This is a genomic window from Pseudomonas sp. JV245A, from assembly GCF_032424515.1.
In the GTDB taxonomy this organism is placed as follows: Bacteria; Pseudomonadota; Gammaproteobacteria; order Pseudomonadales; family Pseudomonadaceae; genus Aquipseudomonas; species Aquipseudomonas protegens.
Map to the genome: position 1 here is coordinate 1 of NZ_VYKE01000052.1, position 13,528 is coordinate 13,528.

Genomic DNA, 13,528 nt, shown 5'->3' on the forward strand with positions numbered 1-13,528 from the left:
GATCCTGCTGATCCTGCTGATCCTGCTGATCATCAGGCTGCGGGCTATCGACGTACTCCGCAAGCTCCATCCCGACTAGGGCCTCGGCAATTGCTGGATCGACACGACGCTCTTCGTTCTGATCGAAGGTTCCGGCGTGATAGTGGGAAAACTGACGCAATGCGCGAATCTTGATCATCGAATCAACCGGAGCAGTTTCCCGCTCCGTCTCCAGTGATTACGGGGCCGGCGCCGCGAAGGCGCCCTTGATGATGGCGGTCGGACGGTAGTGCGTCACGGTCAGGCGTTCTTCGCACAGGATGGTCAGCATGTTCTTCACGAAGTTATCGCGATCCTGGTTACTGACCTCGATGGTCGCGTCCATGCGATCCCAGACCTGTGATGCCAAGTCGAAACCGCCGACAGTGAAGGTTCCTTGCGCCTGGGCCTTGGTGGCCACGACCGGGAGGCCCCACATGACGCGCGCCGCGAAGGCTGCGGGGCCTCCGAAGATGTAACGGCCCTGCTCATCCTTCAGCAGAGAAATAGCGTGCCAGTCACGCGGGTTCAGGATGATGCCCGACGCCTCGAACTCCGACTCGGTGACCTGGAAAATCGCGTGCGCAATGCGGTCGGCCTTGGTATCGCCAGTGGCGTCGAGACCGGTGTCGTAGGCCGAAGCAACCTTGTTCAGGCCGACCAGGTTGTCGCCAGTACCATCGCCATTGAGCAACTGCCCCTCCTCTACCAGGTCCAGGCCGAACAGGAGTCGGCCGTTCACATAGGACTCGAGCATCGGAGCATCGTCCATGATCTGGCGAGACGCCTGGATCCAGTGAGCGATGGTCTTCACGTTCGCGGTTTCTTTGGTGAAGGTGAGCTGCGACTCAGGCTTCAAAGCACCTTCAGCCACTGGCGCAGCGCTGTTCGTGAAGACGTTCTCGCGAACGTACTCGATCGCGTTCGAGGAGGTGCGGCCCTGGGCGAGCAGATCACGGATAGTCAGGCGACGCAGGCCCGGCATCAGAATTCCTGGGAGCTGTTGCGGCTGCACTAATGCACCAGCCGATACTGCGCCAGAGCCCAGCGCCTTGCTGAAGCTCTTCACATCTACTTTTCCGGTGTTCGAGCCGTTCCAGCCTTTTTTCAGGTCCTCGGCGGCCTGGGCTGCGAACGACTTCTTGTTCTCGGGGTTGTCCAGATTGCCACCAGCGAGCTTCGACTCGATGTCAAACAATCGAGTACCCGCAGACTTGAGTTCTTCTTGGACAGTGGTGAGATCGGTCTGCAACTGCTTGCTGACAGCGCCGGTCGCTTCGATTTCTTTTTTCTGAGCGTCGAACAGCTCGGTCATGCGAGTCTGTGCGGTCTCGATCGCCTTCTGGACTTGGGCCAGTTCGGACATGGGTAGATCCTCGGTTCAGAGTTTCGGGAAGGTGTTGATGCGCTCAATGAGCGCGGCGATGTCGTCGCCGCCTTCGGACTCGCTCCGAACTGCGGACTTGATGCGGGCGATGAACGCCTGCGCTTCGGACTTGGAAAGGCCGGCTGACTCTCTCAACCAGCCTTCTGCGTCGCGGATACTTTCGATGGCTTCCATGCTCTTGAGCGTGGAGACAGTGGCCGATTCGTTGGCCGGGAAGGTGCACACGCTGATTTCAGTCAGGTGTGCCACATTCCGAAATGAGTAGCCCGTGGCGATCGAAGTGACATCCTGCTTGGACGCGCTGAACCCAACGGACATGCCGCCCACGGTCCCGTGCATCATGGCCGCCTTCAGAGCCTCGGACTGAGGATTGCCTGGGGTGAGTTCGCCACGAACATGCAGGCCCTTGCTGTCTTCGGCGAGGTCGAGCCACTTGCCCACCGGGATCTCATTGCGCCTATGGTTGAAGAACATGGCCACAGCGCGTGACTGAGTCTTGAGCGCGTGCGCAAAAGCGCCTGGCTCGATGATGTCTCCATCGCCGTCGACCACGCCGAACACACTGGCATAGCCCTCGAAGACGCCCTGAGCGCCGCCGTTGGCGAACTTGATTGCGGCCTGATCGAAGGCCAGGGTTTTGCAAACGCTTGGCATTTGCTGCCTCCAGAAAGATCAAACCCCGCGAGGTGCGGGGTTCGTTAGTCCAAGTTGGGTAAGGGGTACGTTCTGCGACTGCCGCGTTGCTACATCTCCACCAGGAACTGGCGGCCTGTTATCGAGTCGACGGCCCTCGTTGACTACCAGAAGCCCTGCATCCACCATGGTTTTCAGGTAGTTGGCTCGGGAAGTAGAGTCGCCACGCAGCAGGCCTTCGAGGTTGTGCTCCGCATGGAGTCGGCCCACGTCACCTGGTTTTAGCAGCCAGCGCTCGATCGCGTATTCCCATCTGTTGAGGTAAGGGGAAAGTGTGTACTGCAGGAACCCAAGGTTCTGCTGCTCAATCCCCGAGCCCCAACTGGTCGATTTCTCAACGTCTCCCACCAGGTGCGGCGGAACGCCGAAGAAACGCGCAAGCTCGCTGACTTGAAACTTCCTGGCGGCCATCGTCTCAGCATCCTGAGGGCTTACACCGATGGCCTGCGTGGTGAAACCGCCCTCCAGGATCCACAGCCGCTTCTTGACGGGGCCGCCGGAGATTTCCTTGAAGTTCTCCTCAACTTGGGCCCGCTGCTCCTTGTTTAGAACTTTGCCTTCGCCAGTCATGAGCAACTGTGGGGATTTGGCGCCGTTGGCGTAGAAATCACGTTGCTGGTCCTCCATCGCCACCGCCACTCCCGCCGTCTTGGCCGCGAACGCGATCGGCGACAAACCAACCAGTCCGTTGAAGCCGAAGCCCTTGAGATGGAAGATTTCTGAGGGTTTGAAGTCCGCGTACTCGCTGTCACGCTTGTAGCGATAGACAACGCGCTTGTTCTCAAGGCGAACATCCATGTTCACCGACATCAGTGGCATCAGGCTGATCACATCGCCGACACTATTGCGCTCAATCAGTGCATAGGCATTGCCGTAATAGCAGAGCTGCATAGTCATCGCTTCGCGAAACTCGACGGCAGTCATGTACTGGTTTGGGCTGTAACGCAGCAAACGGGCCAGCGGATTGTCCATACCGACCTTCATTCGGGCGTCGCCCCTGGTCTCGAATACATCAAGGGGCAAGCCGGCGGTCACCGTGGAAATCAGTCGCACGCATGCGAAAACTGTCGATATCTGCAACGAGCGTTCGTCGGTCACGACTGAATCGCCTACCACCCCTGATGCAGAGACGGGCCCGTTCTGGGAACCCTTTTCCGGCGACACCAGTCGGCCGCCGACGAAGAAGCTCGCCATGCGCGCCCAAAATGGGCTGCGGGTGCGCAGGTCAATGCTGTAGTCGGTGTCTGCCATCACATGCTCATTGGTCTGGAAAGGAAGTCGTCGACAGAGCCCTGAGTGTCCGCATTGGCGAGGACCCGGCCTATCGTCATGATCAGCGCTACCGCGCCGTCGATCTTGTTGTCATCACCCTGCTTTATCGGACGAACAACGTCGTCATTACCCGGCAGGTTTTTTCCGATCACGTTGCCTATACACCAGGTCATGATCGGGTTGCCGTCATGGTGGAATCGCCCGGCCTCGATCGCCGCCTCCAGCTCCTTCATGCCGTCGGACATGTTGGTGTAGTTCTGGGTGATGGTGATCGGGTTGAAACCCTCGTCGTCCAAGTCATGGCTCAGGCCCGTGGCGCCGTGTGGGTCGATCGGGCACTCCCTGATCGGCGCCAGCTTGTTGGCTTCCTTGGTGTCTTCTAAGATTTCTCGGTAATCCACCTCGGCGCCCGGTGTGGCAGTCAGGTGGCCGGTGTTGACCCAGGCCTGAAAGCGCTCAGCCATGCGCTTGTTATCCACGTCGTTAGCGGTGTCCTCGGGAACCCAGAACGCCGGAGCCACACTGTAGTAATGCACCTTCCCTTCGATCTCGCGCCAGAACAGCCTGGCCCTGGAGTTCATGTCGAGCTTTCGCGCCAGGTCGAAGCCTGCCATCCACTCTTGCCCCTCGAACTGCTCAAGAGTGAGTGTCTTGTCCTCGCAGGCCTTCCAGCTCTCCATGTTGAAGAAGCCAGACTTGGCGCTCACCCACAGGTTCAAGTGCTTGGTCTTGAACGTATTGGTGAAGCGAGCTGAGCGGATCGCCCTTGCCAGCTGGCTCTCCAGGTACTCCTGAAACACCGACACGCCCATACAGGGGTTGGCCTTGGCTAAGTTCTTCGGGTCGGTCCAGTCGTCGCCATCGTCGAGCGTCCAGATGTACCCGAACAGCTCATCGTCCGGCACAGTGCCGTTGAGCATTTCGATCACCTGGCGCCGCTTGTCGTAGCACGGGCCTTCAATGTTCGCGCCGGCGGTGGTGATGATGAACATCAACGGTTGCCGGCGCGCCCCCATGCCGGTGAGCATCGTGTCGTACTGGGCCGCGCTGTCGTGCTCGTGGTATTCGTCGATGATCGCGCAGGATGGCGACGCACCATCACCCGGGTTGCCAATCAACGGCTCGAAACGGCTGCCGTTCGACGGGATGTTCAAGTTCGAGGCGTTAACCTCGATGCCTGCCGCCTCTATCAGCATGGGCGACCGGCTGACCATCAGTCTTGCAGGCCGGAACACCTCCCACGCCTGCTTCTCGGTGGTCGCACCGGAATAGACCTCGGCGCCGAACTCATTGTCGGCGGTGAACATGCTGATGCCCACACCGGCAGCGATCACCGACTTGCCGTTCTTGCGCGGCACCTCCCAGTAGCTTTCGCGGAAGCGCCGGTATCCACCCTTCTTCCTGACCCAGCCGAAAGTGCAGGCCAGGCCGAAGAGCTGCCACGGCTCCAGGGTGATCAGTTGCCGCTTGAACGCCCATTCGCCTTTCGTGTGCGGCAGCAGCTGCATCAGCCGCAACTTCTTCTCGGCCTTGGCCGGATCGAACTTGTAGGGGTAGCTCTTGGAGCGGCTGGCCGCTACGTCGTCAAAGTGCCGTTCTATGCCCTGATGGATGTAGCGGCAGGCCGGGAACTTGCCTTTCAGGACGTACCTTGCCCACGCCATCGCCTTGTCGACGTTGGTGTACTTGGTCCTGGCCATTTGTCACTCGAGCAAGCCTGCGAATGGGTTCGTTGTTTTCTGTTTGTTGCCGCCGATGATGCGGGTGCGGCTCGCGGGATCGAGCCCCAGCATTGACCCGAAGGTGACCATCTGACGCATCGCTTCATTGGCCGCTGTAAGCGCCGGGTTTTTCACCGGCCCACCTTGAGCGCCCGTGACGACGATGCCATGAGAACGGACCGAGTCCTGGGCTAGCCGCCAGTTTCCGTAGGCCGTGCAGAAAGCCTCGACGTTGTGCAGGTCGGTGAGCGCGAGAACCTTGGCGCGGAGCAGTTCAGGAACCAGCATTTCCCACGCACGAGTGGCGTGCTCGCACAGCCATTCCGGCGGATCAACATTCGTCACCAGAGCGAAGTCTGGCTCATCCGCGTTCAACTTTCGCTTGCCGGGATTACCGGCCAGCACCTTCTGGGCCGTGGGTTTTGGGCGACGGCCGGAGCGCCCGGCAACCCCTGGCATCGGCGCCTCCACTAAACTTTATATTTCGCGGGTGTAAAAAAACGATTGGGGGCGCGGTGTCCGAGCGAAAGGCCCTGAACTTTTGACCCACCCCCTCCTCTCAAACGAGAACCATTCTCAATTGAACTGATCTTGATCATTTTTTGACCAATTTCGACTCTCGTTGCGTCTTTTCCTTGTGGCAATCGTGATTGATCGCCCGAAGGTTGCTGTCATCATCAGTTCCGCCATGGGCCAGGGCCACGATGTGGTCAACCTCGTCAGCCTCTCGAATCCTGCCGAGCCTGGTGCAGTCGTCGCACCGGCATAGGTACTGGTCACGCTTGAGGATGCGGTCGCGCAGTCGACGCCATGGGCGTCCGCCTCGACCTGACCCATTGCGAGTGGCCCAGGCCCTGGAAAGCTCAGCGGCCAGTTCGGCGTGCCCATCACAGAAGCCATTGGCGTTTCGATGCAGAGAGCGGCAGCCTTGAGCTCTGCATGGGCGCTGCGGCCTCAGAGGCACGGGGCACCGTTCAGGTACGACGCTGCAGGCAGGTCAGGATCAAGTCCTTGGTCTTCTGCCAGCGCCTGAATCAGCAGAGCCAGTAGTTCGTTGGTCTTGGCCTGCTCTGCCAGTTGTTGCTTGAAGATCTCCAGGAGTTGCTGCTCCTTCCCCAGGATGATCACCATCTGCTCTGGGGTCAGCCGGCACAGGGCTACCTCCGAGGAATTCCTTGGCTCGCTCATATCCAACCCTCGTCCATTTATTGATCCATTCGCGCCGGGCGGCGCATCCACTGCAAGCCATCAGCTCTCAACCCGCTTGGCTGCTGCGCGATCGTAGTAGCCGCGCACCTTCTCGACGCCAAGGAAGCCAACAGCGCCGCCGGCGAACGTGGCCATGCTCTGAGGCAAGCCCATCCACTCAAGGAGCGGCACCAATGACAGAGTGACCAAGCCGCAAAGCGCGCCCTCCAGGTACATCTGGCGCCGTGTGCCGCCGCCGTACATCACCCGCAGGACAGCGATACCGACCGATAGGCCAGCGGCGTAGAGCTGCGGCTGATGCATGACCAGCCAGGCAATCATTGCGGCCCACAGACCAGGATCCTTTTCGGGCATGTTCGGCATCTCGATTCCTCCCTTTCTGGGAGCGCGAATGAAAAAGCCCCGGCAATTGCCGAGGCTCGAATGGGTGCAGAGGACCGGTGCATACCCGGCTTCGTGGTCTGGCTCGCTGGGTCACGTACCCCAGACTCTCATCGCGTAGTCGATCAGGGAGCGCACGGCTTTGATCCACGCCACTACCGACTTAGCCCAGCTGCCTGGGCGCGTCATCTGCATAAACGAAAAAGCCCAGCGCAATGGCCGGGCTTCATGTGTGGTGTCGCGCTGTAACAGCTGAACACCGTGCTATAAAAACAGAGCTATTCCATATGGACAACCCTTTTTTAAGCTGCCTCTCGAATGGACTCAAGGACGCAGTCAATCCAGGCCACGCCGGCCTTGATCAGCTCCCGCGCTTTCATCTCGCTCACCTGGTAATGACGGCCAACCCGAATTGCTGGCCACTTGGCCCCATAGTAGAGCCAGATCATGTCGCCCATCTGCTGATCCCGCTTGCAGAGCCGGGCCAGGGCTGCGTCTACAGCGCCTGCCAGTTCGTCGGTGATGGTGTAGGACTTGGAAGCTACAGGCATTGCGTCTCGCATCACTGCCAGCATTGGCGAGGCGTAACTGGGGATACCCATTCCATCCATACGCCACCAGCCCCATTGCTCCAGCATGTGTTCTGTATCGCCCAGAGGACGGTGCAACGGCTTGCGAATCATCATGACTTAATCCCCTGTGTAGTTGGTGCCGCCGGCGCCGCGGCGGTTGTTCTCGTTGTATTGCGCTTCAACCCCAGCTGGGCTGGTGCTGTTGAACTGTGCGATTTGATGCTCGGCGGCCTGGAGCCGGATGCTCAGCTGCGTCACCAGCACCTCCAGCGGCAGGACCTCACCGGTATCAGCAGTGACCCAGCCCGAGGCGTTGCACTGCACGCAGGCCAGCTCATGGAAGACGCCCTTGATCACCGCTCGACCACGGCATGCCGGGCACTTGGCCAGGTCCAGCAGGGCGGCGCGGAATGCTGGGCCGTGTGTCTTCTTCATTTGGCCTCCAGCAGCTGCTTGTGCACGGCATAGATGTCGTCACCGTCGAAACAGTGGACGGTGTGCCGCACCTGGTGCCGCTCACCCGTCGACATCTTCACGTCGAGCACCTGCCAGCCGTTCGAACTGCGGATCACTACCGAGCTGACATCGGCGGGATTTACGGCGAGGCCGGTGTGCCTTTCAAGCAAAATCATCATTTTTAAACCTCGCCTATGGTTGTTTCTTGAATGGCCTTGCGGCCCTTGTCCTGCGCGGCTTCCAGCGATTTACCGGAGTTTCCAGATCTAACACCGGTCAAGCCGTGGATCAGGGCAAACCCCTTCTGATCTAGATGGGCGTGCCACTGCTCCAGGGCATCACGTTTGCGCGCCATCACGTCGGACTGGATGTAAACCTTCACGTTGTGGCCCATCGCGTGGTTGATCAGCAGCTCGCCCACCAGGTGATCGATACCCAGGTCTGCCCAACCAGTACGGGCCACCTTGCGCAGATCGTGACTGGTCCACTCCCCCTGCCCCAGGCGCGAGAACACGGCGCAGGCCTGGCCCTCGCTCCAGGGCTTGCCATTGCGTGCCGGGAACAGGTACTGGCCTTCATAGCCGCCGGCGCGCTGCTCTTCGCGGTAGCGGACCAGGATCGCGCACACCTGCTCGGTCAGTGGTAGGTGATGCTCGACGCCTGTCTTGGTGTGCTCGGCCGGAATGAACCACTCACGCTCAGCCAGCGCGATGTGCGACCAGCGAGCCTGCCTCGTCTCGCCAATCCGGGTGCCGTGACAGAGCATCATCAGGGCCAGCAGGCCATCGGCAGGTTCGGACCGCAGGTGCGACTCGAACAGCTCCAGCAGGTACGGCAGGTCGGTACTCACCCGCAACCGAGAAGGCTTGACGGCGACCTTAGCCTTGGAGAAGTCGCTGAACTTGATCCCAGCCATCGGGTTAGCCTGGATGAGGCCAAGCTTGAGGGCCTGCCGGAAGGCCAGGGCCAGCAGCTGGAACGCCAGCCGCACGTAGTCGATGGAGATGCTCTCCTGCATCGGCCACATGAGCCGGTCATCCAGCTGAGCCTTGGTGACGCTGATCAGGGGGAGATCCCCCAGGCGCGGGATCAGGTGGCATTTCATCACCGAGGCGGCGGTGTTCTTGCGCTTGCTGGAAAGGTTGCGATCACGGGCCATCCGCTCGGCGTACCAGGTAAGCAGCTCGCCTGTGGTGGCCCACTGGGAGATCCCTGCCCCAGCATCGGCGCCGACCCGCAGGCGAATGTCTGGAAGCGCCGCAACTACCTGCTTCGTGCCGAGCTCAGGGAATGAGCCGATTCGGTGCCAGCCGCGCTTGCTGAGCAAGTACCAACTGCCCCGGGCCCGGTTCTTCCAATAGCGAAAGTGCAATGCAGGGTGGCTGGCATCGCGCAGATCGCGCACATGCCCAAGCCCCGCCTTGCGTTGGATTTCAGCGTCCGACAGCTTCACCGTCAGCGTCTTGATTTGAGTGCTCATCGATCGGCCTCCTTGTCGGCCTGCAGGTCGACCACCTGAAAAGTCGTCGGCCACATCCAGGCGCCATACCGAGCGGCCATTCCGCGATCAGGAAACAGCGCCATGGCATGGTCAGGAAGATCGCCGAGGTCGAGTTTGAAGGAGCAGCAGTACACCGCGAACCGGTACTGCTGCGGGTCTGGGATCGCGAGGCGACGGTCAGGCATTGGCATGGCCTCCTAAGCGGCTCGCGCGCAGTTGCTCCAAGGCCTTACGACCGACCTCTGGAGTGATACGCCCTGAAGCCCTGGAAGGAAGCGCCTGCGGCATTTTCTGGAGCGGTAGACCATCAAGGAGCCGGCGGATGGCAATCGTGTAGTTGCGCTCGAACAGCTTCAGACTCAGGGCCGAATCCAGCTGGTTGAGGTTTTCAAAGCCGCACTCTTTCGCCGCATGCCAAACAGCGTCATGCGACCAGTTGCCCTGGCCAGCCATCCCCGGATGAGCGTTGCGGCACGCCTCTCGATGAGCTGTAGCCAGAGGTGGAAGACCCAACATTTCCGGCGTTGGCTTGCACCACTCGATGAACTGCCCGGGGCTCGGGATAAAGTCCGATACCTGTTTCCTAGCCCTGATCATTCCGAACTCGATCTGGCCCTGGCTGCAGATCCCCTCATCGAGGAATGCTTGCATCCACTGAACCTTGGCGGCCTGGTAGGTCTCCTTGTCGGGCCAGGCCTGGCGCCACGCCGAGCGGATCAAGCGAAGCTCTTTGAACAAGCCGTTGATGGCCTGAGCCATCTGACGCCGGCCTTCGTCCACTGGCGCTTGACGCTCGTCAGCACCGATGAACTCCCCAGCCTTCGGGTTAGCCCAGAGCCCCTGCGTGACAACCGAAACTTGCTTCATCATGACTGCACCCCGTTCTGCCAGCCGATGTCGTCATCATCGAAATCTGCGGCCTTAGCGGCCTTCTGCAAAATGGGGGTCACATTGTTTGCCGCGGTCCGGGCCTTATCGTTCTTCACCCACTTGACCAGCATGCTTACCCACTCAGCCTGGGTGTTCACCTGCCCCTTCGGCTCGTAGTGGCCAGTGAATGCGCTTATCACGCTGTCGGTGAACAAGTCCAGACTTAGCCCCTGGTGGTACGCATAGGTCTTCAGCAGGGTTTCATCGGGAAACCAGTCCAGGGTCATCTCGCTGGGCATGCGAGGGTCGACTGGCCCGCGCGCAGAGAGAGGCTCTTCATTCTTCTCTACATCTTCTTTAGGTAACGCATCGCTAACGCTGTGAGCGTTACTTTTTGCGTTTCGGGCCTTGTGGTTCGCCGCCCTCTTCGCCGTAAGAAGCCTATTTTTAGCTGTCTTCCCGTTATGGCGCTCGAAATGAGGAAGACTGATAACGCCATCCTCCTCAATCATCCAATTGACGGATTTCATGTGATCGCAGAACCCGGCAACGCCAACGAGACGGTCGAGTAACTTCTTGCTAACGCTCGGAGCGTTACCGTCCTGCGTCTGCTGATCGAACCAACCCCAGACCCGCATCAGCTTTCCAATAACGGCATCGGGGTCTACGTCGGCTAGATCAGCAATCTGGCAAACCTCGGGCTTGTCTAGGGTGGTGAGTTCAAATTTGATCCAGTCGCCAGCCATTACGCGGCCTCCTGAAGAAGTACCGCACGGCGGGGCATACCCTTCGGCGACACGTTTATGGAATCGTGAAAAGGTGTCGCGACACTGCAAGCATTGCCCGCAGGCATCTGACTGTGCATAATCGACCTCACAAGTTGTTGCTGATGAAGAAGCCGCCCTGCCAGGCGGTTTTTTTATGCCTGCGATTTAGGTACTGGATGCCTAAACAGCTGGACGAGCTCACTACTGACGCGAGACCACGTCGTCCATAATGCTCACCACTGGCTGAGCCTCATCCTCTGTGGGATAAAGGTCTGGCCTCAGGTCGTATCGCGAAACACCAGTTGCCTTCTCAATTGGAATCGCCTGGCGTGCAGGTACGCCTCTCGACTTCCAGTGAGAAACAGCCATTGGAGTAACACCCAGCAGATCAGCCAGGGCCCTACCTGTTCCAGCCGCCCGGATAGCGCGCTCAAGAGGGGTGATTTGCATAAACATTCCGCCCTAGGCGAATAAACACAAGTCAACGATACGTTTATTTAATAAACAAGGCAACCCGCGTAAACTCCATGTTTATGACTACCGAGAATTCAGGTGACAGGCTTCGCCTGCTCATGACCAAACGAGGCATCACTCCTAAGGTGATGGCTGATGCTCTCGCCATCTCCCCGCAGGCCTTGAACAACTGGCTGTCTCGAGGTGTACCCGGGAAAAACCTGCATAGGGTCTGCACCACCCTCTCAGTTCGCCCTGAGTGGTTGATGGAAGGAGACGGGGAAATGGATTTGCTCTACACCAGCCCGCAATTGCTGAGAGCAATACGCCAGGACCAAATTATTCCCAGCCTGGAAAACGCAACTCTGCTCGGGCCAATCGATGCTTGGGACGACGACACCCCGCTGGACAATGATGAGGTGTATGTGCCGTTCCTCAAGGAAGTTGAGCTATCTGCCGGAAGTGGTCGTACCGTCGTGGAACAGTCACATAAGCAGAAGCTGCGATTCGGCAGGCTGACACTACGGCGCCAAGGCGTGCAGCCAGAGGATGCTGTTTGCGTGACGGTCAGCGGCAACAGCATGGAGCCGGTTCTCCCCGATAAGAGCACTGTAGGTGTAGATCAGGGGTGCACAACCATCACGGATGGCAAGATGTACGCGGTCGACCATGACGGCCAGCTGCGGGTAAAAACCCTCTATCGCCTACCAGGCGGTGGTATCCGTATGCGGAGCTTCAACCGGGACGAACACCCGGATGAGGAATACACCGCCCAGGAGATGATTGATCAGAACATCCAAATCAAGGGGAAAGTCTTCTGGTCATCAGTGCTCTGGTAAATTTTCAGCGCCACACCCAAGCCCGCCTAGTGCGGGCTTTTTTGTGCCTGCATTTCTGCTCACCCCCAAAAATAAACAAAAATAAACGAATGGTGTTGACGTGTTTATAAACATGGCGTTTACTAGCCCCATATCGAGGCGCCGCAGAGGGCCTCAAGAGGCCATCAAGGCCGGCAACAAGGCAGCGATGAACCGGCCTCAACGGTTCAGAGGGTTGGCAACTGACCCGGGTGTGCAGCGTAAAGCACCAGAAGCAGTTATCCGGCGGACAGGGGGTCGCGGCTGGAGTAACAACGAGATCGAAGCCCCGGGTGGTCGCCAGTAGCGAGCCCGGGGAGATTTCACCAGTTGGCCTTGAGAGCAGGGCCAACCGGGAAATCAACCAAGCCAGGAAGTACGACATGACCCTCTACTTGATCGATACCACTGCAAACAACGTAGTGGTCAGCACGCATAAGACTTTCCTTGCAGCAGTGACCAGACGTCACGACCTCGCGAAATCCGAGAATCGCCGCGGCTTTGGCGGTCTGGAAGTCGTAGAGCTGCACCTACCCGCGAAGAAGCGCACCGAGTTAGCACTTGCGGATATCAGCGAGTGGATAACGAACGACTCGGCAGCATGACGGGCCTTTTCACTTCTGCCGCCGGTTCGGCGGCAGCGGGAAAACAACCGAGGGCAGCACCGTGAATAAAGAAGAGATTTACGACGATCAGATCAGCCCGCTGATGCAAAACATCATCAGCATTTGCCATAAGCATGGAATTGCCATGATCGCCAGTTTCAACATCGCCCACGACGGCGAGGGGCCGAGCGGCGAAGACTGCTCCCACCTGACCTGCACCTCTCACCTGCCAGATGGTGAAGGCGCTTTCGACGATCGATTCAGCAAAGCGGCCGTGGCGATCCAGCGAAGCGCTCCACATCACATCGGCATGAACATCACCACTCAGCACGCCGACGGCACGCGCACGCTTACCGCGGTTATCTGATTTCACCGGAATGAGAGGCGGCGTCTTCGGGGCGTCGACGCTCACACACGAGCAGGAGATCTGCAGGCTCCTACTTTTACTGATCGGCGCAGCGCTTCGCCATGTGCGGCCAGAACCGCCAATTGAGGCAACGCTGCCAACCGGTCCACAGCGCACCCTCCGCAAGCCCTGGCGAACGATCAGCGGGGCACCGGCGTTCTGGCGCTGACTGTCCCGCCAAAAACAACTGGAACTCATAGAGGCAACACCCTAAAGCGGCATCTGAGAAAGCCCCGAACGTCCAACGGGGCTTTCTTTTTCTCACGCTTACCCGTCAGCACTCTCCGCTGCGCCCATCGGCAATCAGCAGTCGCTCAGAGTGCTGACGAGTAATCGCAACCTACGCAGCAACCAGGAAGC

General features: G+C 59.2%; 19 protein-coding genes. 3 read left to right on the forward strand and 16 right to left on the reverse strand.

Features of this window, described 5'->3' with window-relative positions:
* Nucleotides 1-217 precede the first annotated feature (217 nt).
* The 16 genes from F6S12_RS16020 to F6S12_RS16095 form a co-directional block, all read right to left on the reverse strand.
* Nucleotides 218-1,384 carry a phage major capsid protein gene (locus F6S12_RS16020; RefSeq protein ID WP_315869064.1) on the reverse strand — a complete coding sequence of 389 codons (1,167 nt, stop codon included), beginning with the start codon at nt 1,382-1,384 and terminating at the stop codon, nt 218-220.
* Nucleotides 1,385-1,399: 15 nt separating this feature from the next.
* Nucleotides 1,400-2,059 carry an HK97 family phage prohead protease gene (locus F6S12_RS16025; protein ID WP_315869065.1) on the reverse strand — a complete coding sequence of 220 codons (660 nt, stop codon included), beginning with the start codon at nt 2,057-2,059 and terminating at the stop codon, nt 1,400-1,402.
* A gap of 18 nt (nt 2,060-2,077) precedes the next feature.
* Entirely contained in the window at nt 2,078-3,349 is a 1,272-nt protein-coding gene (locus F6S12_RS16030) for a phage portal protein (RefSeq protein ID WP_315869066.1), read from the reverse strand.
* The gene (locus F6S12_RS16035; protein WP_315869067.1) at nt 3,349-5,070 is read right to left on the reverse strand and encodes a terminase large subunit; all 1,722 of its coding nucleotides are present in this window, start codon (nt 5,068-5,070) and stop codon (nt 3,349-3,351) included. The genes F6S12_RS16030 and F6S12_RS16035 overlap by 1 nt, the downstream gene beginning before the upstream one ends.
* 3 nt (nt 5,071-5,073) lie before the next feature.
* Nucleotides 5,074-5,550 (reverse strand): phage terminase small subunit P27 family, encoded by a 477-nt coding sequence (locus F6S12_RS16040; RefSeq protein ID WP_315869068.1) that lies wholly within the window; start codon nt 5,548-5,550, stop codon nt 5,074-5,076.
* Between the two features lie 136 nt (nt 5,551-5,686).
* Entirely contained in the window at nt 5,687-6,055 is a 369-nt protein-coding gene (locus tag F6S12_RS16045) for an HNH endonuclease (RefSeq protein ID WP_315869069.1), read from the reverse strand.
* Nucleotides 6,046-6,279 (reverse strand): hypothetical protein, encoded by a 234-nt coding sequence (locus F6S12_RS16050; RefSeq protein ID WP_315869070.1) that lies wholly within the window; start codon nt 6,277-6,279, stop codon nt 6,046-6,048. Before F6S12_RS16050 ends, F6S12_RS16045 begins: the two co-directional genes overlap by 10 nt.
* A gap of 60 nt (nt 6,280-6,339) precedes the next feature.
* Complete coding sequence (locus tag F6S12_RS16055) at nt 6,340-6,663, reverse strand: phage holin, lambda family (RefSeq protein WP_315869071.1); 324 nt, start codon at nt 6,661-6,663, stop codon at nt 6,340-6,342.
* A gap of 320 nt (nt 6,664-6,983) precedes the next feature.
* Nucleotides 6,984-7,367: an antiterminator Q family protein gene (locus F6S12_RS16060; protein ID WP_212805517.1), complete on the reverse strand. Its 384-nt coding sequence runs from the start codon at nt 7,365-7,367 to the stop codon at nt 6,984-6,986.
* A gap of 3 nt (nt 7,368-7,370) precedes the next feature.
* A complete protein-coding gene (locus tag F6S12_RS16065) occupies nt 7,371-7,688 on the reverse strand; it encodes a hypothetical protein (protein ID WP_315869072.1) in 318 nt (105 codons plus the stop codon).
* On the reverse strand, nt 7,685-7,888 hold the full coding sequence (locus tag F6S12_RS16070; RefSeq protein WP_315869073.1) for a hypothetical protein: 204 nt from the start codon (nt 7,886-7,888) through the stop codon (nt 7,685-7,687). Before F6S12_RS16070 ends, F6S12_RS16065 begins: the two co-directional genes overlap by 4 nt.
* A gap of 2 nt (nt 7,889-7,890) precedes the next feature.
* Nucleotides 7,891-9,189: a site-specific integrase gene (locus tag F6S12_RS16075; protein ID WP_315869074.1), complete on the reverse strand. Its 1,299-nt coding sequence runs from the start codon at nt 9,187-9,189 to the stop codon at nt 7,891-7,893.
* Nucleotides 9,186-9,395, reverse strand: a complete 210-nt coding sequence (locus F6S12_RS16080) for a hypothetical protein (RefSeq protein ID WP_315869075.1) — start codon at nt 9,393-9,395, stop codon at nt 9,186-9,188. The genes F6S12_RS16075 and F6S12_RS16080 overlap by 4 nt, the downstream gene beginning before the upstream one ends.
* On the reverse strand, nt 9,388-10,080 hold the full coding sequence (locus F6S12_RS16085) for a replication protein P (protein WP_315869076.1): 693 nt from the start codon (nt 10,078-10,080) through the stop codon (nt 9,388-9,390). Before F6S12_RS16085 ends, F6S12_RS16080 begins: the two co-directional genes overlap by 8 nt.
* Nucleotides 10,077-10,826 carry a DnaT-like ssDNA-binding domain-containing protein gene (locus tag F6S12_RS16090; RefSeq protein WP_315869077.1) on the reverse strand — a complete coding sequence of 250 codons (750 nt, stop codon included), beginning with the start codon at nt 10,824-10,826 and terminating at the stop codon, nt 10,077-10,079. The genes F6S12_RS16085 and F6S12_RS16090 overlap by 4 nt, the downstream gene beginning before the upstream one ends.
* Before the next feature lie 222 nt (nt 10,827-11,048).
* Nucleotides 11,049-11,303 carry a transcriptional regulator gene (locus F6S12_RS16095; RefSeq protein WP_315869078.1) on the reverse strand — a complete coding sequence of 85 codons (255 nt, stop codon included), beginning with the start codon at nt 11,301-11,303 and terminating at the stop codon, nt 11,049-11,051.
* A 71-nt stretch (nt 11,304-11,374) separates the two neighbouring features.
* Between F6S12_RS16095 and F6S12_RS16100 the strand changes: the two genes are divergently transcribed.
* The 3 genes from F6S12_RS16100 to F6S12_RS16110 all read left to right on the forward strand — a co-directional run bounded on the left by F6S12_RS16100 (nt 11,375) and on the right by F6S12_RS16110 (nt 13,129).
* Nucleotides 11,375-12,139 carry a helix-turn-helix transcriptional regulator gene (locus F6S12_RS16100; protein WP_315869079.1) on the forward strand — a complete coding sequence of 255 codons (765 nt, stop codon included), beginning with the start codon at nt 11,375-11,377 and terminating at the stop codon, nt 12,137-12,139.
* Nucleotides 12,140-12,540: 401 nt separating this feature from the next.
* Nucleotides 12,541-12,762 carry a hypothetical protein gene (locus F6S12_RS16105; RefSeq protein WP_315869080.1) on the forward strand — a complete coding sequence of 74 codons (222 nt, stop codon included), beginning with the start codon at nt 12,541-12,543 and terminating at the stop codon, nt 12,760-12,762.
* 61 nt (nt 12,763-12,823) lie between these two features.
* Nucleotides 12,824-13,129 carry a hypothetical protein gene (locus F6S12_RS16110; RefSeq protein ID WP_315869081.1) on the forward strand — a complete coding sequence of 102 codons (306 nt, stop codon included), beginning with the start codon at nt 12,824-12,826 and terminating at the stop codon, nt 13,127-13,129.
* The last annotated feature ends 399 nt before the right edge of the window (nt 13,130-13,528 follow it).